This window comes from Epilithonimonas caeni DSM 17710 (assembly GCF_000426465.1).
GTDB classification, from domain to species: Bacteria; Bacteroidota; Bacteroidia; order Flavobacteriales; family Weeksellaceae; genus Epilithonimonas; species Epilithonimonas caeni.
Genome location: NZ_AUFK01000017.1, coordinates 128458 through 147967, shown reverse-complemented (window position 1 = coordinate 147967; position 19510 = coordinate 128458). Strand labels below are relative to the sequence as shown.

Here is a 19510-nt window from a genome sequence, read left to right as displayed (position 1 = left end):
GGGTATGAAAGTGATTTTGGATGCTGATGTAATTGCGGATTTTTATAAAGATAACAGGACAGGCATTTTCCGGGTGACTTATGAGCTTTTCAAAAGCCTCAGTAAGAGGAAAGATATTGGACTTTTCTATTCGCATCTCAGTTTTCTAAATCGCGAAACAGGCACAGATGAGTTGGATGCTTTTTTCAAAGATAATGATATCGAAATAAGAGCTGTCAACAAAAGATTTAGAAGGAAGTTTTTACCTTTTAGAAAAGAAAAATTATTTAAAAAATTCTATAAAAAAATAGGCATTTTCAACTATAAAAATGTATTGATTGAAGATGATTTGAAAACTGCCCAGATTTTCCATTCCACATATTACCCAATTGATAAGGTTGTAAGGAACTTTCCAAATTTAAAAAAAGTTGTAACGGTTCACGATTTAATTCCAATTTTATTTCCGGGGTTTCATTTTACTTCCGACTTGATAAAGAATATAGTAAGTAGTATAGGGGAGGATGGGTTTGTGATATGCGTTTCAGAAAATACTAAGAAAGATCTACTTGATTTTGCTCCAAATATTAATGCAAAGAAGGTATTTGTTAGTTTGCTGGCGGCTTCCCCCGAGAAGTTTTACGTGTGTAATGATGAAGATAAGTTCAGAAATATTCGTGAAAAATATAGTCTTCCGAAAAAATATCTATTAAGCCTGGCAACACTGGAGCCTAGAAAAAATATCGACCACGTGATCCGATGTTTCATAAAGATGATCACAAAATACAAAGTTGCGGACTTGAGCTTGGTCTTGGTTGGGTCAAAGGGTTGGGATTATGAAAAAATATTCGATGAATATGAAAATGCCAGTCTTTTTAAAGACAAGGTCATTATCACAGGATTTGTACCGGATGAAGATTTGGCAAGTCTCTATAGCCATGCAAACTCTTTTTATTATATGTCTTTTTATGAAGGTTTCGGTCTTCCTCCATTAGAAGCTATGCAATGTGGTGTCCCAACAGTGACCTCTAATACTTCTTCCTTACCCGAAGTTGTTGCGGATGGAGGTATTATGCTGAAGCCGAAAGATGAAGAAAGTCTTATAAAAACTATGTGGGGTTTTTATAGTGACGATGGTCTGAGAAGAGAATATGCTGAAAAAGCCCTAGATCGTTCCAAACACTTTTCATGGGATAAAGTAGCAGAAGAACATTCTGATATTTATAAGAAGATCATCGAATCATGATACTTCTAAGATAATAATTTGAAGATCTCTTCTTTTTGGGCCTCAATAGAGAATGGGAAAATTCCTTTTTCCGAATTGTTGTGAAGTCTGTTCCAGAGATCTTCATCAGAGCAAATTGCTATAATGTTATCAGCAAATTTCTGATAATCATTATTTCCTGCGATAAGAGCAGTAATGCCATTTTCCAGAAACATACCTTCCGCTCCTATTTCCGTCGTCAAAACAGGAAGTGTATATTCCAGAGCTTGTCCTATTTTTCCTTTCACTCCGGCACCAAAACGTAATGGAGAGACAGAAGCGTAACAATTTTTATAAAAAGAAGTCACATCTTCCACGTATCCTGCGATTTCAAATTTTTCCGAATTCATTTTTTGAATCGATTCCGGAGCTTCTGAACCTATAATTGTGATTTTTAAGTCAGGCTTTTTTTTCCAAACCAAAGGCATTATTTTATTATAAAGGATTTCAACGGCATCAACATTAGGGTCGTGAAGGAAAGTCCCGATGAAGAAAATATCTTTTCTTTCTTCAAAAGAAGGCATTTCTTCTGGTCTCACTTTCAGATTGTGGACGTTACTTACCGTGAAAAGTTTGGACTCGTCCACGAAAGATCTCATGAACTCTTTTTCTTTATCACTGATCACAGCAATTTTATCTGCTTTTTTGCAAAGTTCTGTTTCGATATATTTATAATGTTCTACCTCTTTCGCTCTTTGTTTATCATATTTTATTTCCAGTCCTCTTTCCATTCTCAGGTAATGGATGTCGACCATATCATAAATGATCTTGGCTTGTGGTGCATTCTTTCTGAAGAAGACCAGATAATATTCAAAAAGCTCTGGTCTGTGACACCAGACAAAATCAAGCTTTGGAACTAATTGACCGAGGAAATGTCTTTTCCCTTTCATTATTCCAAATTTATTGATGAAAGGTGCATATACAGTTACATTATGGTCATTTAAATTATGGATGTATTTTTTAGAATCTATGGTTGGGATAGATTTTCTCCAGTCCATTAGATAGACATTGTAATATTTTGCCAGAAACTTTGCTATTTCAGTAAGCCTGTTGGATGCGGAATCTTTATCAAATGTAGGAATCTGGCTATCCAGGATCAAAATGTTTTTTTTATTGGGATCCGGGATAATGGTCTTGTTTGATAAAGGATAATGTTTCTTTATATGGATGTAGTTTTTTATCTTTCTTTTAATTCCCATCAGTCTGTTATTTTGAATATTTTCTTTACGAAAGTTTTGACAGTGTACTTCTCTAAAATTTCTCTTGGAATCTCTACATAAGGCTGATCAAGAAAAGATTTCAATGTTTCTATATCTACATTTTCACTATTAATTACCAATATATCATTTGGATCGTAAAAATCGTAATTTTTAATCGAAGAATTAGTTGTAATCAGTTTTTTTCTATAACCCAAACTCTCAAATGTCCTGAAAGAAAGTCCCTTTTGGTCATCTCTCTGGATGTCTATCATTGCCTTTGATTGTGAGATCAGTTTTTTAGTTTCATCAAGAGAAAGATATTCGGTTATTGATGTCAAATATGGGTAGTCTAGTTTTTCGAACCAGAATAGAATAAAATTGATTTTGAAGCCATTCTCAGATAACTGTTTTGATATTTTCTCGATCTCATCGATTCTTGAATCAAAAGATGAGATGTTGAAAATATCATATTTTATTTCTTCTGATTCGATATGTTCATCATAAATGAAATTTGTTGTTTCTGTAAAACCATATTTTTCAATGTCCTCTTTTTCATATGAATAGATTTCATCAAATACATTTGCAATATCTATTTGTCGAGGATATTTTTTGCAGCTGTCATAATAATAGGCAATAAAACAGTCTGTTTTTTCTTTTAGTTTTTTTAAAAGAGAATCTTCCATCAAATCCGGACGAATGATGAAAATAATGTCTTGCTTTTCATTGATTTTCTCAACAATCTGATTTTTGAAATATTCTTTTTTGATGTTTTTTCCAAAAAGCTTAGTAATTCCGTTCCGAATTTTAGAGCCAAAGTTTGGATATTTATATTTTATAGAATCGGTTTTTATATCAGTTACAATGATGTCAGAGTAAGATTGTAACTCATTCATAACAAAATCTATGTAACCGTAGGCGAAAGGATAAATTAATGTGATTCTTTTTGCCATTACTTCACAAATATCTCTTTCAATTTATTTTCAAAATCGATTTCTTCCTTCAGAACTTTATCCTTATAAAATTTAAAATGAGGAATATGTTCAGGATAATTCTCAAGAACATCTTTTACTTTGCGCAAAATGTTAGGAATATTATCATTATTGAAATCAAATTTATAATCATCGGGAATCTTCAGGTCTTCATAATACAAAGATGAACCATTTTTCCCGGAAATGATGCAGCAGTCTTGTGAAACCGATTCTCTTAGCATTTTATCCCTTCCCGGATTTTCTCCAAAATCTACATATAACAGGGATTTTGCCATAAGGTTTTTTATCTCTTCAGCATTCATATTCTGGATAGGAATCCAAGTGAGCTCCGGAGAATTTTTGATTAATTCCGCAATTTCTTTCTTCCCTTTTTTAGGATTGTATAAAATATTTTTATTGGAAAGGTCTTTTTGGATCTGATCAGGGTTTTTTAGAAAGCTTGGATTGATGTAATCACAAACAAAATCTATCTGATTCTCTGGAACTTTATGATTTTTCAAATACAACCCAGACCTAAAAGATTGCGCCCATTGAAAAACATTTGAAAACGGTTCAAAATGATATTCTTTTTCATCCTGTTTATAGAAAAGCTTTGTCAAAAAACTTTGCTTTCTAATTCTATGGTCCATCAAAATTCTGTAAAAATCTACACTTAACCACCATATGATTTTTTGACTTTTAGGGAATCTCTTAACCAGAAAGGTCATAGATTCTGGAATGATCAGAATATTGTCAGGATTATCTTCGACAAAGAAGATTTCTTTGGTTTTATATATGTTGTAGTTTTTTGCTTTGGCGTTTGTTCGCTTAGGGATATATCGCATAAAAACGTCTTCAACACCCAACTCGATCAATTTATTAGATAATTGATGCAAAGCTTCCGGCCCACCTGTTACTTTTCTTGGAGGACAAAAGATGATGATTTTTGATGTTTTTTTATACGAGATCATTAAGGATAGAGTTGATGAAAATTTGATAACAAAACCTTGCCAAATTTATCAGCTATAATAGCATATAATTTTGAAAATAACAATAGCTTAATTTATCAATTCATCCACCCAATTTTCTACTAGATATTTATTCAAAATCTCTTGAGGGATATCCTTATAAGGTGATTGCAGAAAAGATTGCGGGATCTTTATATTGTCTACATCCTCGATTACAAATATATTCTCTGGATTATAAAAATCATAGGTCACAATGTCGGGGTTGGTCGTGATCAATTTTTTCTTTAGTCCCAGACTCTCAAAAACACGGAAACTTAAGCCTTCTTGCTGATTTCTATTGACATCAAGGATAATTTCCGACTCCTCCATCAAAGCATTGATCTCAGAAATCGATAATGTACATTTTGAAAACTCCAAATAGGGATCATTGTTCTCTTTGGAAGAGAAAATAACGATCTTGCTCTTGATTTTGAGATCATACAAAGCCTCTGCAATTTTCTTTATTACCGGAAATCTCTTGTCGTAAGAACTTATGTTGAAAACTTTGTATTTAAAATGTTTTGGTATTCTATCAATCGTTTTATAAATAAAATTTGGTTTGAAGATCAGATCATATTTGTCGCAGTCTTTCCTCTCAAAAGAAAAAACTTTATCAAATAAGCTAAGAATATTTTTTGTATTCGGATATCTGTTGATAGAATCGTTAATGAGGAGAACAGACTTTTTAGCCTTTTGATTGACCGTTTCAATAGTTTGTTTGGATAAAAAATCGGCTTTGATGTAGATAACAGTATCTATATTATTGATATTCTTGATTTCATCCGTAATAATATCATTATAATGAATGTGCTTAAGATTTACGATACCTAGATTTTTTGTGATAAAATTAAAAGCCTTATGGGTAAAATCTGGGTAAGTATACTCAAAACTATGAAAGTTGACATGCTTTACCCGATACGATTTTTTCTCCAATGCATCTGCGATGTATTGATTGTAACCCCAGTTGTCAAAGGTAATAAGAAGTATATTTTTTTTGTCTTCGTACATTCTGCCTTTCTATTCTTGTGATATAGTTTTGTCCAAAAATTCTTTCAATCCTTTCTCAATATAGTTTGGTGTGAAATCCGAATAGCTTTCCGAATTTGGAACAAAATCCTTTACATGCAAAAATCTGTCCATTTTTGAATTACTTGTCCAAGCCCAATCTTCTAATTTAATTTGTGGTGAAAATATAGTAAGTGTGGGGATCTTCAAAGATTTACTCACATTGGTTGCACCTCCTTCATTGCCAATCAAACATTTGCAAAGACTTGTCACGGCGGCAAATTCTCTTAAACTTTTGGTATGGAAGTTTTTTATGACCAATTTTTTTACATCTTCTGATAGTTGATTGTATAATTCTTCAAATAGATCCTCTTGAAAAGGCATATAATTGCAAAGCAGTTTCGAATTTGGTTTGCATTGAAAAATAAACTTAATAACCTCCGCCATATATTCGGTCGGATAGGTTTTTTCTTTTGAACTACCGAATGTACTCAGCATGATCAGATTGTCATCAATAGCCAACCCATTTTCTGAAAGGATCCTATGTGCGTTTTCTATTTCTTCTTCTGAAAGATAAATTTTCGGAAATGTTTCTTGAAAACCAATACCCAATGGTTCTAACATTTGTAATCGATGTTCAATCCCAAATGTTGTGTTTTTTGATTTTAGTTTTGTCGTCCTTTTTACTGGGAAATTATAAAAAAACTGAGTATAATTTTTGAAAAATCCAATCCGTGTTTTTGCTCCTGAAAGTAAAGTCAGAGCTCCGGTTTCTATTTTGGAATAAAGATCGATGATGATGTCAAATTTTTGTTTTTTTACCTCTGACAGGGTTTTCAGAAAACTGTCTTTAAAAAAGATAAAATGATTGATATACGGATTCCCAACCAGAATCTGAGTGTGTTTTTCTTCTGCCAGAAAACTTATTTCAGAATCTGAAAATTTATTTTTCAATAATGGTAAAATTGTACTTGTAACGAGAACGTCACCCATAAATTTTTTCTGTATGACCAATATCTTCATTCTAATTACCGAACTCCAAGACTGTTTTTTCAATGATCTTCACACAATCCAAAAGTTGTTCCTCAGTAATGACCAAAGGTGGTGCTAATCTAATAATATTTCCGTGAGTAGGTTTTGCCAGTAAACCATTTTCTTTTAGCTTTACACAAAGATTCCAGGCGGTTTTGCTATCTGGTGTATCATTGATAAGAATTGCATTCAAAAGACCTTTTCCCCTTACTTTAGTAATTAAGCTTGTTTTCTGGATCAATTTTTCAATTTCCGAACGGAAAAGCTGGCCGAGTGCTTCAGCTCTTTCAGATAATTTTTCTTCTTCTACAACATCCAGAGCGGCAACTGCAACAGCACAAGCAAGCGGATTTCCTCCAAATGTAGAGCCATGTTGCCCAGGTTTGATGACCTTCATGATCTCATCATTCGCCAAGACTGCGGAAACAGGATACATTCCACCGGAAAGTGCTTTTCCAAGAACCAAAATATCAGGCTGGACATCTTCGTGATGGCAGGCGATCAGTCTCCCGGTTCTTGCAATTCCCGTCTGAACTTCATCAGCAATGAAAAGAACATTATATTTTTTACAAAGATCGGAAGCGCCTTTCAAAAAGCCTTCGTCCGGAACATAAACGCCAGCCTCTCCTTGTATTGGCTCTGTTAGAAATGCCGCAATATTCTTAGCATCATTTTTAAAGATTTCTTCTAAAGCAGCTAAATCATTGTAAGGTATTTTTATAAATCCAGGTGTAAAAGGTCCATAGTTTTGGTTGGCGTCTGGATCATTTGAAAAGGAAACAATTGTTGTCGTTCTTCCGTGGAAGTTGTTTTCACAGACTATTATTTTTGCATCATTCTCAGAGATTCCTTTCACTTCATAGCTCCATTTTCGGGCTAATTTTACAGCTGTTTCTACTGCTTCAGCACCAGAATTCATTGGAAGCACTTTGTCAAAACCAAAAAGGGTAGTGATTTTTTTCTCGTACTCTCCAAGATTGGAATTGTAAAAAGCTCTTGATGTTAGCGCCAATTTCTTAGCCTGATTTACCAAGGCCTCTACAATTTTTGGATGAGAATGTCCTTGATTGACAGCAGAATAGGCGGAAAGGAAATCGTAATATTTCTTACCTTCAACATCCCAGACGAAAACACCTTCACCTTTTTCCAAAACTACGGGTAACGGATGATAATTGTGCGCGCCATATCGATTCTCGAGTTCGATGAAATATTGAGAATTCTTTTCCTGAATTGCTGTCGACATACTTTTATTTTTTACAAAAATAATAAATTTGATGTCAATCATAGCTAATAAAAATGCCTAACTTTCAAAGTCAGGCAATTTTATATGTGTATTAATGATCTTTCTAGATATGATTATCAAAACTTTTATCCATTACAAAATCTTCCATAAACTTGGTCGTGTAATTTCCGGCAAGGAAATCCTCATTTTCCAATAGTTGTCTGTGGAAAGGGATGGTAGTCTTCACACCTTCTATATAGAATTCTTCCAAAGCACGTTTCATTTTAGCAATGGCTTCGTCTCTTGTTTGAGCCGTTACGATCAATTTTGCGATCATCGAATCATAATTGGAAGGGATCGTATATCCTGAATAAACATGGGTGTCCACTCTTACACCGTGTCCACCGGGAATGTTAAGTTCTTTGATTTTTCCGGGAGAGGGTCTGAAATCCATATAGGGATCTTCAGCATTGATTCTACACTCAATGGCATGCATTTTTGGATAGTAATTTTTTCCGCTGATTGGCGTACCTGCTGCCAGAAGGATCTGCTCACGAATTAAATCGTAATCAACGACTTGTTCAGTAATTGGATGCTCTACCTGGATTCGGGTATTCATTTCCATGAAATAGAAATTTCTGTGTTTATCTACCAAGAACTCGATAGTCCCAACTCCTTCGTACCCAATATATTCCGCAGCTTTTACAGCAGCAGCACCCATCTTTTCACGAAGTTCGTCTGTCATGAAAGGAGAGGGCGTCTCTTCAATCAATTTTTGATTTCTTCTCTGGATAGAGCAGTCTCTTTCGGAAAGGTGACAAGCTTTTCCAAATTGATCTCCAGCAATCTGGATCTCAATATGTCTTGGCTCCTCGATCAGTTTTTCCATGTACATTCCGCCATTTCCAAAAGCTGCAACAGCTTCCTGGATTGCAGAATCCCAGTGTTCCTTCAGGTCTTCTTCTCTCCAGACAGCTCTCATCCCTTTTCCACCACCGCCAGCAGTTGCTTTGATCATCACAGGATAACCAACCACTTTTGCAGTTGCTTTTGCATCCTCATAAGAATCGATCAAACCTTCGGAGCCTGGAACGCAAGGTATTCCTGCTTCTTTCATGGTCGCTTTGGCCGTAGCCTTATCGCCCATTTTTTCAATCTGCTCAGGAGTTGCACCAATAAATTTGATTCCATTTTTTGCACAGATCCTCGAGAAATTTGCATTCTCTGAAAGGAACCCGTAACCTGGGTGGATCGCGTCTGCGTTGGTGATCTCTGCAGCTGCAATGATGTTAGGGATTTTTAGATATGAGTCTTTGCTCATTGCGGGGCCTATGCAAACAGCTTCATCTGCAAAGCGTACATGAAGGCTGTCCTTATCAGCAGTTGAATATACTGCCACCGTTTTAATTCCCATTTCCTTAGCTGTACGCAATATTCTCATTGCGATTTCGCCTCGGTTTGCGATTAATATTTTTTTGAACATCTTTTTCGAAATTTTAAATTATAAATTTTGAATTTTAAATTATTTTAAATGAAAATCTCCATTTAAAATTTATAATCTTTAATCTAAAATTGCTTAAGATGGGTCAACTAAAAATAATGGCTGGTCATACTCTACAGGAGAAGAATCCTCTACCAATATTTTTACAATTTTTCCGCTGATTTCTGATTCTATCTGGTTGAAAAGTTTCATTGCTTCTATTACACACACCACTTTTCCTTCCGTTACAGAATCGCCTACGTTTACGAAAACGTCTTTGTCCGGAGAAGGTTTTCTGTAGAATGTCCCGATCATTGGAGATTTGATAGTAATATATTTGCTTTCATCTGCAGAACTGGCTGCATCAGAATTAGCAACAGGTGCAGAACCTGGATTTGCAGCTGGTGCAGAAACCGGGGTTTGGTAAGCAACTTGCGGAGTTACATAACTTACAGCTTCGCCTCCAAGTGGAGTTTTGATATAGATCTCGAAGTCTTTATTTTTATATTTCACTTCGGAAACACCTGCCTTTGCAACAAATCTTACAAGATTCTGAATGTCTTTTATATCCATAAAATTTTTAAATTGTTTTGAACGCCAAATATAATAAAAAACCACCCAAATTGATAAAATCCGAGTGGTTTTTTATGCTAAGTATAAGATTATCAAAGATAGATCTTAGTTTTCTTCTGTAGTTTCTACTGTTTTCTCTAATACAACCTTTCCTCTGTAATAAAGTTTTCCTTCATGCCAGTGAGCTCTGTGGTATAGGTGCATTTCTCCAGACGTTGCGTCTTTTGCCAATTGAGGAACTACAGCTTTGTAGTGTGTTCTTCTTTTATCTCTTCTTGTAGACGACTGTCTTCTTTTAGGATGTGCCATTGTTAGTACTTTTTAAAAATTCTTACCGAATTATATTGTTATTTCTTAATTGTTGTCTTTCAATTTTTTCAAAGCTTCCCATCTTGGGTCTATGCTTTGTTCTTCATCTTCCTCGACTATTTTTGGACTGTATTGGTCTAATATCTTCTGATATTCATCATTGTCTCTTACAGATGGTGCCAGTTTTTTCATCGGAATAGATAAAACGACAGCCTCATATATAAGGTTGGCAAGATTGAATTCGCCATCTTTTTTGTTGATAGTAATGACATCTTCATTGCTGTCATCATATTCTTCACCAAATTTCACAAGGATTTTCAGATCATTCTCAATGTTTTCAGAAAATTCGTCATTGCTGATGTCGCAAATCAATTGAACGGTTCCTGAAACATTAATATAGAATTCCAAAAATGTGGTATGCTTGTCCAAAAGGATATCTGCAACTATTTTTGGATTGAAAAATTCCTGCTCAGTCTCAAATAAATCAAAGAACTCTTGGCCGATCTCAAATTTGAAATCGTGTTTTCCCGGTTTTAAGCCTATAAAGGCAACGTCATAGTTTCTAATTCTATCCATAAAAACGGTTTGCAAAAATAATTTATTTTTTTTAAATAACAAAATCTTTTTTGGAAATACTTGAACTGCAAAAAATTACTTCAGAAAAGCTTGATTTTTTTGTCTAATTATTTTCCATAGGAAGGTCCTCGTCTATACCATTATTTACATGAGCAGCTTTCGGACGAAGACGATTGCTCATCAGGTCGTGATATTCTTCTCTGTTTTTAAAAATGTGAATTGCTGTAAAAATTGCTTCTGAAAAAGACCTTTCGTCTGCCCGGTTTTTCCCCGCAATATCATATGCAACACCGTGGTCCGGAGATGTTCTGATGAAGGGCAATCCTGCTGAATAGTTCACCCCTTCTTCGTAGGCAATTGTTTTAAAAGGTGCCAATCCTTGGTCATGATACATAGCCAAAACTGCATCGAAGGCTTTGTATTTTTCTGGTTGGAAAAAACTGTCTGCCGGATAAGGTCCGAAAGCTAAAGTTCCGTTGTTGAAAAGTTCTTTTATCGCAGGTTCTATGATCTCTATTTCTTCTTTACCGATTACGCCACCATCGCCAGCATGTGGATTAAGTCCCAAAACTGCGATTTTCGGTTTTTCTATGCAGAAATCCTCTTTTAAAGTTTTGGTCAACTGAGTGATTTGCTTTTTCAATTTCTCTTTGGAAATGTTCTGCGCAATCTCTGCAACCGGAATATGATGTGTGGAAACGGCCACTTTCAAATCGTTGGTTACCATGAACATTATCGCCTTTTTACCAGCTTTTTCTTCGAAGTAACCAGTGTGCCCTGCGTGAGCGAAACCGTATTTCATCATTTCGTCCTTATTGATAGGCGCAGTTACGATGACATCAATTTCGTTGTCTAAAAGTGCTTGTGTTGCAGATTCCAAGGAATCAATGGCCATTTTTGTAGATTCCTCCGTTGGGACACCGAATTCCACATTGCTGTTCTCTTTGGTGAGATTCACCATATTGATTTTCCCGGACTGTGCTTCTTTCGCAGAATTGATATAATTGAAATTGGTCTGCAGCTTGAAAACGTTTTTCTGATAAGTGAACAGTTTTCCTGAACCAAATATAACCGGCGTGAAAAAATCTGTGATGCTTTTGTCTTTCAGAGACTTCAGGATGATTTCGGGGCCGATGCCGTTGAAATCGCCGATGGAAATTCCTACTCTGATTTTATGGTGTTTGGAGCTCATTTGCTTATCTTTGACGTTTAAAATGAATTTTGCAAATTTAGGCTTTTTAGGTTGTTTTTATAACTATTCTTTGCACAATTATACTAAGTAATTTATATAAGTATGCAAGGTTGATAGCCCCGATTGCAGCGGCATCCTTTTTTCTTTGGGCTATAGAAAGAGCTTTGGCTAAGAAAAAAGATACAGCGGAAAGCGGGATAAAGCTCCTGAAAAAATTATTAAATCACAAAACAAATGTTCACAGGAATAATAGAAGCAACCGGAAAAGTTGAAAAAATTGACAGAAATGAAAGCAATATTGATTTTGTTCTAAGCTGTCCCTTCACGCACGAATTGAAAATCGACCAAAGTCTGGCCCACAACGGTTGTTGCCTCACGGTTGTGGAAATAAATAATGATACTTATAAGGTAACCGCGATCAATGAAACATTGGAAAAAACCAATCTTGGATTCTGGAATGTCGGAACGGAAGTGAATTTGGAACGCTGTTTGAAATTCGAAGGTAGATTGGATGGACACGTTGTTCAAGGACACGTGGATAAAACCGGAACTGTGGAAAGTATCGAAGACAAGAACGGAAGTTATTTGATCACAATTAATTACGAAGAGTCTGCAGAATATATGACGGTTCCGCAAGGTTCGATTACTTTGAATGGAACAAGTTTAACAGTTGCAGAAAGTGGGAAAAATCAGTTTTCTGTAGCAATAATTCCCTACACTTGGGAGTTTACGAATATGAAGCATCTGAAAAAAGGTGATGTCGTGAATCTGGAATTCGATATCATCGGCAAGTATGTTGCAAAACTTTTGAAAAAACAAAATGTCATTTAGTGATTATAAAGGTTATCGGTTAAGAAATAGGGTTTTTGTTGGGTTTCTGGCGATTTGTTTTCTTAGTATTATTACTTCGGCGGTTTTGTCGTTTGTGATTTTGCGTGATAATGCCAAAATGCAAAGTAAAACCGATATGCAGAACAAATCCGAAGCACTTATGTCTTCTCTGGATTATGCGCTTAGTCATTCTCAGGTTGAGACGAAAGATATTCCTGCTGTTTTAGAAAATAGAATCTATGAGATTGCCGATATCAACAAGCACGACATTATCATCTATGATCTGAACGGAAATTATCTTCTTTCTAATAAAGAGCCGAATCTTGTTGTTCAGAAAAAAATGCCTTCGGAGGTCATAAAGGCAATCAAGAAGAACGGGAAGCAATACGACGACAAGTCCTATGATGAGAAGCTTGAAGCAACAATTGTTTCCTCGTATATGGTCCTGAAAAACAACATGCTGGAAAATATCGCTTATGTCTATTTTCCGTATTACCACAATGAGAGTGCCTATATGACGGTTTTCAAACATTATTTTGCCTACATCATTGGGATCAATCTTTTGATTGTTTTGTTCAGTATCTGGTTAAGCTGGATTATTTCGAATAATTTGACGGAAGCGATTACACGTTTTACATCGATGATCAGCCGAATCAACTTATTTGATAAAAATCTCCAGCCTATCAAATATTATAAAAATGATGAGCTCAATGCCTTGGTGAAAGCTTATAACAAAATGATCTCTGAGATAGCAGACCAAAGAGAACGGCTCAGCTATATCGAGAAACAGTCGGCTTGGCAGGAAATGGCGAAACAAGTGGCGCACGAAGTGAAAAATCCGCTCACGCCCATGAAGCTGATGATGCAGAATTTTGAAAGAAAATTTGACCCAAATGACCCAAATGTCACGGCTAAAGTTAAAAACCTAAGCGAAGTTGTGATTGGTCAGATCGATGTCATCAGCAGGGTAGCGAGTGCCTTCTCGGAGTTCGCACAATTACCACAAAAAAATGATGAAGAGATCAATCTGAATAAAGAAATCAAAAATGTGCTGACGATTTTCAGTGATGAAAATATCTTTGTCCATGCCAATCACGATAATATAATGATGAAGATTGATAAAGACTATATGGCGAGAATCATTACCAATCTTGTGACGAATGCAAGTCAGGCAAAAGCAGATGACAGGAAATCGGTTATCAATGTCGATTTGGAAAAAATTGAGAAACGAATCAGGATTACTGTTCAGGATAACGGCGTAGGAATTTCTGAAGATAAGATCAGTAAAATCTTTGACCCCAATTTCACTTCAAAAAATAGTGGAATGGGAATCGGATTAACAATGGTAAAACGGATGGTGGAAGATTATAACGGGACAATTACTGTTGTTTCCGAAGTTGATAAAGGTGCGACTTTCACTATTTCAATGCCTTCGAATTTGTAGATGAAACCTTTCCGATTTCAACAATTTGATATCGATCAAAGTTCTGATGTTTTCCGAGTGGGGACAGATGCGGTTTTGCTAGGCGCTTTATCGAATGTTGTTAATGCCAAACAAATTCTCGAAGTTGGTACAGGAACCGGAATTATTTCTCTGATGTTAGCTCAAAGAAATCCAAATGCCAATATTTTAGCCATTGATATTAATTCTGAAGCAGTAAATGTTTCTCAAAATAATTTTTCTAATTCTCCTTTTTTTGATCGAATCAAAAGTCGTCTTCAAGATTTTAAAAATTTTGAAACTGAGGAAAAATTTGATTTAATCATTTCAAATCCACCTTATTTTGAAATCAATACTTCTGAGAAAGATATTCTGGCAAGACAAAGATTAGAATTAGATTTCTCTGATCTGGTTAAAAAATCCCGTCAATTACTTTCTGATGAAGGATTGTTTTCTGTTATTATCCCAATTGATTCCGAGAAGGAATTTACTCAGATTGGTCTTAGTAATAATTTATTTCTTCAAAGAAAAGTCATTATCAAAGGAATTAAAACCGCTGAACCGAAAAGAGTAGTTTTAGAATATTCTTTTAAAAAATTAGAAACAATAATAGAAAATTTCGTCATAGAAAAATCGCCAAGAGTTTATTCTGATGAATATCTTGAGCTGACAAAAGATTTCCATTTATTCAACAAAAAACCTCTCTGAATTTTCAAAGGGTTTTTTTGTTTATAACTAATTTTTTCTTATTCGAATAATTCCGCAGTATCCAAAACAGAAACTTCGCCATTCTCACATCTGATTGCTTCTCCAGGGTAATTCTGGATCATATGATAATCGTGTGTTGCCATTACAACCGCGCAATGATTTTCTTCCGCAAGATTTTTCAAAAGCGTCATGATGTCGTTAGATGTTTCCGGGTCGAGATTTCCCGTTGGCTCATCTGCAAGGATCAGTTCGGGGTGATTAAGAAGTGCTCTTGCAATTGCAGCACGTTGTTGCTCGCCTCCGGAAAGCTGATGTGGCATTTTGTGCTTTTTGGTTTTCATTCCAACACTTGATAAAACTTCGTCAATTCTTGTTTCCATTTTGTGTTTGTCTTTCCAGCCTGTCGCTTGCAGAACAAAAAGAAGATTCTTCTCAATATTTCTGTCTGGCAAAAGCTGAAAATCCTGGAAAACAATTCCTAATTTTCTTCTGAGATTTGGAACGTCGGATTGTTTTAGTTTTTTCAGATTAAAACCTGCAACTTGCCCGCTTCCGCCTTGCAAAGGAAGTTGTCCGTAAAGAACTTTCAGAAGAGAGCTTTTTCCGGAACCTGTTTTTCCGATAAGGTAACAGAATTTTCCTTTCTTGATATGAAGGTCAACATTATTGAGAACAGTGAAGTTTTTCTGAACAATTTTAGCACTGCTCAAATCTATAATATCGATACCCGGGTCATTTCTGTGCGGCATAATTTAGAAATTGAAAGTTTGTGAAAGTCAAAAATAGCAAAAACTTATTTTTCCGCTTTTACTTTTGGGAAATTTTAACAACAAAAAATGCTTGAAAAACTTTCAAGCATTTTTTTATATGATAATTAAAGAAAATTATCTCTTAGCGCGAGATGCACTAACAGTTAAACTCTTTCTGCCTTTCGCTCTTCTAGCTGCCAACACTCTTCTTCCGTTTGGTGTAGACATTCTTTCACGGAAACCGTGCTTGTTTCTTCTTTTTCTTTCAGATGGTTGGAATGTTCTTTTACTCATCACTAATATATTTAGTTCGTAATTATCTTTTTATTTTCAGACTGCAAATATAGAGATTTTATTTTGAGCGGCAAATATTTAAAAACTTTTTTATGTTAATTTTTACTTTCTTTTAAAAATAAATCGTTTGGGCTGCTTAATCCGCCTGTAGTTTATCCTGAACTTGTCGAAGGGTTCCCAAACCTAACAGAGTGGTTCGACGGAGTCAATCTTTTCACTCCACTTCGTTGCGTAAAAAGGATTTCTGCTCAAATCGAGGAACGAGATTCATCGATTCAAATAAAAATAATATATATAAATAGGAGATAATTCGGGCTGCGGATTCAACATAAAAACAACAGTTTGCAAAAAATCCAATATTGTCATTGACTTCGTCGAATCTTCGATTTCCGGAGGAATCTAGACTGTTGGGATTGACTTCATCGAACCACTTCGTTAGGTTTCTTTCAGAATGACAAAATTACGGTTTATAATTTCTAATCTTTAAATTTGCCTTAATCAAGAACAAACGATGATAAAATCAAGACAAAATTCTGAACATTATATCTGGGGCGGGAACTGCGACAGCTGGATTTTGCTGAACTCAGAGAATCTTTCTATTAAACAGGAAACGATGCCGCCTCATTCAAAAGAGCAATTGCATTTCCATAAAAACGCACAACAGTTTTTCTTTATTTTGAAAGGAAAAGCAACTTTTGTAGTGGATGAAGAAGTCTTTGAAGTTGCTGAAAATTCAGGGTTCCATATCACTCCGAATATAAATCATTTGATAGAAAACAAGTCAGATGTTGATTTGGAATTTCTTGTCATATCAAATCCTTCAACAAATAATGATAAATTTGCAGTAGAAAAATAAAAGATGAGATCTCTATACAATCTTTTCGTTCACTTAATGATTTTCGGGATGAAAGTCTTCTCAATCTTCGATTCCAAAACCAAAAAAGGAGTGCGAGGTAGAAAAGAATCTTTGAAAATCGTTCGTGAGAAAATTCAAGGACAAAAAGTGCTTTGGATGCACGCTGCGAGCTTGGGCGAGTATGAACAAGGTCTGCCGGTTCTCGAAAAATTAAAAGAACAATTACCCGAGCATAAAACTCTGGTAACCTTTTTTTCACCTTCAGGTTATGAAAACGTAAAGAAAAGAAAACAGGTTGCTGATGCGATTTGCTACCTGCCTTTTGACAGGAAAAAAGATGTTAAAGAATTTGCTTCTGCTTTTGAAACCGAGATCTTTTTCACTGTAAAATATGATTATTGGTATAATCTTTTAGAAGAACTGAAAAATCGCAAAGCAAAGATCTATGTGATTTCGGCTCTGTTTTATGAACATCAGGTATTTTTTGAAAATTATGGGAAGTGGTTTGCAAAACAGCTGCATAAAAATATTGATTGGTTTTTTCATCAGACAATTAAGTCTCAGGCTTTGGCCAAAAAAATCGGATTGACCAATTCTACGGTTTCTGGCGACACAAGATTTGACAGAGTGAAACAATTTCCAGATAGAGATAATCATTTGGAATTTATAGAAGAATTCAAGGCGAATCAAAAACTGATTGTTTTAGGAAGCAGCTGGCAGGCAGAAGAAGATATTGCGCAAGTTCTTGTGAAAAAACTTCCTGAAGCCAAAATTGTCATCGTACCTCACGATTTGCACCGGGTCCCGCATTTGCAAAGATTATTTCCGAACGCTATATTGTACAGTTCTCTTACGAATTCTCACGCTCCTGAACTCTCCAACTCTTCAACTCTAATCATAGATAGCATCGGGAAACTTTCCAAATTGTATTCTTATGCAGATCTGGCGGTTGTTGGTGGTGGATTTCATTCTGCGGGATTGCACAATATCTTGGAAGCGGCGGTTTATGGCGTTCCTGTTATTTTCGGAAATCAATACAAGAAAAATCCGGAAGCTGATGCGTTGATTGATGCCAATGGCGGAAAGTGTTTTGACGATTTTGTGGCCGCTTCGGTATTCATCACGGAAGTCATTAAAAAAGATGCTCAGGCAGAAGGTGAAAAGAGGTCATTTCTGAAACAGATGTCAGAAAATGCCTATGAGTTCGTGAATTCCCAACCCAATGCGACTGAGATTATTGTGAAGAAAATCTTGGAGCAAAATATTACTCTCTTTAATCAACAAAACCTCGCAGATGATAAATGATTGGCCAGATCATCATGTCGGTTGGAGCATAAAACTATCTCAGAAATCCCTGACTCCGGATGTTTTTCACGATCAGTTCAAGATGGTCAGGAATATTTACACACTTCAGCCAGTTGAACTCTAAACCATTGCTGATACAAAGCTTTTCCAGATAGAGATTGTCGTGGATTTTATTGTCGATGTCCGATAAAATTTCATCAAATTCCAGCCAGTAATCTTCATCCAGTTTTTTGATTTGAATCAAGGCTTTGAAGATTTTATTGATAAGGTAGATGTAGAGTTTATAAACCGCATCAAACCTCTGTTTTCCGAGCTTGTCGTTGTGTGAAAGAATTTCGCTGGCTAAAAGAAGATTCAGATAAGCTTCCCCGAATTTGTCTGTGGTTATTTTCACGTGCTCTGTGATTTCGGCGCTTAGTTTTCTTACGAGAACCAGAAAATATTTTGGATTGCTGATATATCTTGAGATTTCCGATATCCTATCCCTGATGTAAGATTCCATTGTGTTTCGCTTATCATCTGTCGTTTCCTCATCAATCAGTTCGAAATATAGTTTTTTGGAAAGCAGTTTGTCCTTTTTCAATAACCTGAAAATCAATTTGTCCTTTTCTGAATGGGAAAACTGGCTCAGCGCTGCTTTGAATTCTTTTGAATACTCCATTAATTAAAGATTTTAGAATATTTGATGAATCCGTTCAATGCCCAATTGGCTGTGTAATATAGAGATTTCAAAGTCGAGAATTTCATATGATCTCTATAGACCAGATATTGGTCTTTCATTATGTTTGATTTATTTCGGGAAACGCTGTTGGGAAGCATTCTGTATTTTGATAAGGTCTTTTTCAGAGGTTTTCCCTGTGGGATTTTTTTTAAAAGTTCCAGCCACATCACGTGGTCTTCGCGTTTTGTGCCTTCCGGGAAATAGCATTTCCCAACTCTCTTGGAATCATACATCGATGCTAAAAGCGATAATCTGCAGGTTTTCAAAAGATTATTAAACGTTACGATTTTATCCGCTTCAAAATCTCCGATTTTAGTAGGATTGAGGTTTTCATCACAACGAGAATATGTTGAGTAAGCCAATTCTGCATTTTCGGACTTCATAAAATTGACCATTTCCTCAAGGAAATTGGGTTCCCAAAAGTCATCTGCATCCAGAAATGTGATAAATCTTCCTGTTGCATTTTCGAGAGAAATATTCCTTGCGTGACCTGCGCCTCCGTTTTTCTCAGCTTTAAAAACTTTGATTCTTGAGTCGTTTTGTTTTTCTAAAATTTCCACCGAATTATCTGTCGAACAATCATCCGTAATCAGCCATTCCCAATCCTGGAAAGTTTGATTGAGAACAGAATCAATGGTTTCGTTCAAATATTTTGAAGAATTGTAACTCGGTGTGATGATAGAAATTTCCGGCACTTGTGAATTTTTCACAAAGATAAAGATTTTGGGTCGCTCGCGAAATTATCCTATTCATATTGCGAGATTTGCATATTACGAAAATTGTAGATTGAATTCTTTACAAA

At 35.5% G+C, this 19510-nt stretch carries 21 protein-coding genes; 6 read left to right on the top strand and 15 right to left on the bottom strand.

All coding sequences use genetic code 11. The annotated features are described in order from the left end of the window. Positions 1-4: 4 nt before the first annotated feature. Positions 5-1222, top strand: coding sequence for a glycosyltransferase family 4 protein (locus K319_RS20220; protein WP_169712664.1), 1218 nt, complete (start codon positions 5-7; stop codon positions 1220-1222). Positions 1223-1227: 5 nt separating this feature from the next. Here K319_RS20220 and K319_RS0110850 read toward each other — a convergent pair whose 3' ends face one another. The 11 genes from K319_RS0110850 to pdxA all read right to left on the bottom strand — a co-directional run bounded on the left by K319_RS0110850 (position 1228) and on the right by pdxA (position 11803). Further along, a complete protein-coding gene (locus K319_RS0110850) occupies positions 1228-2439 on the bottom strand; it encodes a glycosyltransferase family 4 protein (protein WP_027383691.1) in 1212 nt (403 codons plus the stop codon). Next, positions 2439-3389: a hypothetical protein gene (locus K319_RS0110845; RefSeq protein ID WP_034671677.1), complete on the bottom strand. Its 951-nt coding sequence runs from the start codon at positions 3387-3389 to the stop codon at positions 2439-2441. The genes K319_RS0110850 and K319_RS0110845 overlap by 1 nt, the downstream gene beginning before the upstream one ends. Next, positions 3389-4378: a hypothetical protein gene (locus K319_RS0110840; protein ID WP_027383689.1), complete on the bottom strand. Its 990-nt coding sequence runs from the start codon at positions 4376-4378 to the stop codon at positions 3389-3391. The genes K319_RS0110845 and K319_RS0110840 overlap by 1 nt, the downstream gene beginning before the upstream one ends. Before the next feature lie 87 nt (positions 4379-4465). Then, entirely contained in the window at positions 4466-5422 is a 957-nt protein-coding gene (locus K319_RS0110835; RefSeq protein WP_027383688.1) for a hypothetical protein, read from the bottom strand. Between the two features lie 9 nt (positions 5423-5431). Beyond that, positions 5432-6442: a glycosyltransferase family 9 protein gene (locus K319_RS20215; RefSeq protein WP_051230618.1), complete on the bottom strand. Its 1011-nt coding sequence runs from the start codon at positions 6440-6442 to the stop codon at positions 5432-5434. A 1-nt stretch (position 6443) separates the two neighbouring features. Further along, complete coding sequence (gene rocD / locus K319_RS0110825; protein ID WP_027383687.1) at positions 6444-7694, bottom strand: ornithine--oxo-acid transaminase; 1251 nt, start codon at positions 7692-7694, stop codon at positions 6444-6446. Positions 7695-7797: 103 nt separating this feature from the next. Continuing rightward, on the bottom strand, positions 7798-9156 hold the full coding sequence (accC, locus tag K319_RS0110820; RefSeq protein WP_027383686.1) for an acetyl-CoA carboxylase biotin carboxylase subunit: 1359 nt from the start codon (positions 9154-9156) through the stop codon (positions 7798-7800). A 93-nt stretch (positions 9157-9249) separates the two neighbouring features. Then, positions 9250-9726 (bottom strand): acetyl-CoA carboxylase biotin carboxyl carrier protein, encoded by a 477-nt coding sequence (gene accB / locus K319_RS0110815; protein WP_027383685.1) that lies wholly within the window; start codon positions 9724-9726, stop codon positions 9250-9252. 105 nt (positions 9727-9831) lie between these two features. After that, a complete protein-coding gene (gene rpmF, locus K319_RS0110810) occupies positions 9832-10035 on the bottom strand; it encodes a 50S ribosomal protein L32 (protein ID WP_027383684.1) in 204 nt (67 codons plus the stop codon). A gap of 45 nt (positions 10036-10080) precedes the next feature. After that, positions 10081-10611 carry a YceD family protein gene (locus K319_RS0110805; protein ID WP_027383683.1) on the bottom strand — a complete coding sequence of 177 codons (531 nt, stop codon included), beginning with the start codon at positions 10609-10611 and terminating at the stop codon, positions 10081-10083. Positions 10612-10714: 103 nt separating this feature from the next. Beyond that, entirely contained in the window at positions 10715-11803 is a 1089-nt protein-coding gene (gene pdxA / locus K319_RS0110800; protein WP_027383682.1) for a 4-hydroxythreonine-4-phosphate dehydrogenase PdxA, read from the bottom strand. 234 nt (positions 11804-12037) lie between these two features. Between pdxA and K319_RS0110795 the strand changes: the two genes are divergently transcribed. Genes K319_RS0110795 through K319_RS21720 form a run of 3 tightly spaced genes read left to right on the top strand, consistent with a single transcriptional unit; the run spans position 12038 to position 14783 of the window. Further along, positions 12038-12634: a riboflavin synthase gene (locus tag K319_RS0110795; RefSeq protein WP_027383681.1), complete on the top strand. Its 597-nt coding sequence runs from the start codon at positions 12038-12040 to the stop codon at positions 12632-12634. Further along, the gene (locus K319_RS0110790) at positions 12624-14078 is read left to right on the top strand and encodes a sensor histidine kinase (RefSeq protein WP_027383680.1); all 1455 of its coding nucleotides are present in this window, start codon (positions 12624-12626) and stop codon (positions 14076-14078) included. The genes K319_RS0110795 and K319_RS0110790 overlap by 11 nt, the downstream gene beginning before the upstream one ends. Continuing rightward, positions 14079-14783, top strand: a complete 705-nt coding sequence (locus tag K319_RS21720) for a tRNA1(Val) (adenine(37)-N6)-methyltransferase (protein WP_027383679.1) — start codon at positions 14079-14081, stop codon at positions 14781-14783. It abuts the gene before it with no gap. 38 nt (positions 14784-14821) lie between these two features. On the opposite strand, the gene K319_RS0110780 is transcribed toward K319_RS21720, so the two are convergent. After that, positions 14822-15532 (bottom strand): cell division ATP-binding protein FtsE, encoded by a 711-nt coding sequence (locus K319_RS0110780; RefSeq protein WP_027383678.1) that lies wholly within the window; start codon positions 15530-15532, stop codon positions 14822-14824. Between the two features lie 135 nt (positions 15533-15667). After that, complete coding sequence (rpmH, locus tag K319_RS21340; RefSeq protein ID WP_007843334.1) at positions 15668-15826, bottom strand: 50S ribosomal protein L34; 159 nt, start codon at positions 15824-15826, stop codon at positions 15668-15670. 511 nt (positions 15827-16337) lie between these two features. On the opposite strand from rpmH, the gene K319_RS0110770 reads away from it, so the two are divergent. Then, entirely contained in the window at positions 16338-16682 is a 345-nt protein-coding gene (locus K319_RS0110770; RefSeq protein WP_027383676.1) for a cupin domain-containing protein, read from the top strand. Positions 16683-16685: 3 nt separating this feature from the next. Then, a complete protein-coding gene (locus K319_RS20210) occupies positions 16686-17987 on the top strand; it encodes a 3-deoxy-D-manno-octulosonic acid transferase (RefSeq protein WP_051230616.1) in 1302 nt (433 codons plus the stop codon). Between the two features lie 34 nt (positions 17988-18021). On the opposite strand, the gene K319_RS0110760 is transcribed toward K319_RS20210, so the two are convergent. Both K319_RS0110760 and K319_RS0110755 read right to left on the bottom strand, forming a co-directional pair. Beyond that, positions 18022-18648, bottom strand: coding sequence for a hypothetical protein (locus K319_RS0110760; protein ID WP_027383675.1), 627 nt, complete (start codon positions 18646-18648; stop codon positions 18022-18024). Next, positions 18648-19403 (bottom strand): glycosyltransferase family 2 protein, encoded by a 756-nt coding sequence (locus K319_RS0110755; protein ID WP_027383674.1) that lies wholly within the window; start codon positions 19401-19403, stop codon positions 18648-18650. Before K319_RS0110755 ends, K319_RS0110760 begins: the two co-directional genes overlap by 1 nt. Positions 19404-19510: the final 107 nt, after the last annotated feature.

Coding starts and splice junctions, on each gene's coding strand:
- K319_RS20220 (WP_169712664.1), top strand. CDS start 5: ATGAAAGTGATTTTGGATGCTGATGTAATTGCGGATTTTTATAAAGAT.
- K319_RS0110850 (WP_027383691.1), bottom strand. CDS start 2,439: ATGGGAATTAAAAGAAAGATAAAAAACTACATCCATATAAAGAAACAT.
- K319_RS0110845 (WP_034671677.1), bottom strand. CDS start 3,389: ATGGCAAAAAGAATCACATTAATTTATCCTTTCGCCTACGGTTACATA.
- K319_RS0110840 (WP_027383689.1), bottom strand. CDS start 4,378: ATGATCTCGTATAAAAAAACATCAAAAATCATCATCTTTTGTCCTCCA.
- K319_RS0110835 (WP_027383688.1), bottom strand. CDS start 5,422: ATGTACGAAGACAAAAAAAATATACTTCTTATTACCTTTGACAACTGG.
- K319_RS20215 (WP_051230618.1), bottom strand. CDS start 6,442: ATGAAGATATTGGTCATACAGAAAAAATTTATGGGTGACGTTCTCGTT.
- rocD (WP_027383687.1), bottom strand. CDS start 7,694: ATGTCGACAGCAATTCAGGAAAAGAATTCTCAATATTTCATCGAACTC.
- accC (WP_027383686.1), bottom strand. CDS start 9,156: ATGTTCAAAAAAATATTAATCGCAAACCGAGGCGAAATCGCAATGAGA.
- accB (WP_027383685.1), bottom strand. CDS start 9,726: ATGGATATAAAAGACATTCAGAATCTTGTAAGATTTGTTGCAAAGGCA.
- rpmF (WP_027383684.1), bottom strand. CDS start 10,035: ATGGCACATCCTAAAAGAAGACAGTCGTCTACAAGAAGAGATAAAAGA.
- K319_RS0110805 (WP_027383683.1), bottom strand. CDS start 10,611: ATGGATAGAATTAGAAACTATGACGTTGCCTTTATAGGCTTAAAACCG.
- pdxA (WP_027383682.1), bottom strand. CDS start 11,803: ATGAGCTCCAAACACCATAAAATCAGAGTAGGAATTTCCATCGGCGAT.
- K319_RS0110795 (WP_027383681.1), top strand. CDS start 12,038: ATGTTCACAGGAATAATAGAAGCAACCGGAAAAGTTGAAAAAATTGAC.
- K319_RS0110790 (WP_027383680.1), top strand. CDS start 12,624: ATGTCATTTAGTGATTATAAAGGTTATCGGTTAAGAAATAGGGTTTTT.
- K319_RS21720 (WP_027383679.1), top strand. CDS start 14,079: ATGAAACCTTTCCGATTTCAACAATTTGATATCGATCAAAGTTCTGAT.
- K319_RS0110780 (WP_027383678.1), bottom strand. CDS start 15,532: ATGCCGCACAGAAATGACCCGGGTATCGATATTATAGATTTGAGCAGT.
- rpmH (WP_007843334.1), bottom strand. CDS start 15,826: ATGAGTAAAAGAACATTCCAACCATCTGAAAGAAAAAGAAGAAACAAG.
- K319_RS0110770 (WP_027383676.1), top strand. CDS start 16,338: ATGATAAAATCAAGACAAAATTCTGAACATTATATCTGGGGCGGGAAC.
- K319_RS20210 (WP_051230616.1), top strand. CDS start 16,686: ATGAGATCTCTATACAATCTTTTCGTTCACTTAATGATTTTCGGGATG.
- K319_RS0110760 (WP_027383675.1), bottom strand. CDS start 18,648: ATGGAGTATTCAAAAGAATTCAAAGCAGCGCTGAGCCAGTTTTCCCAT.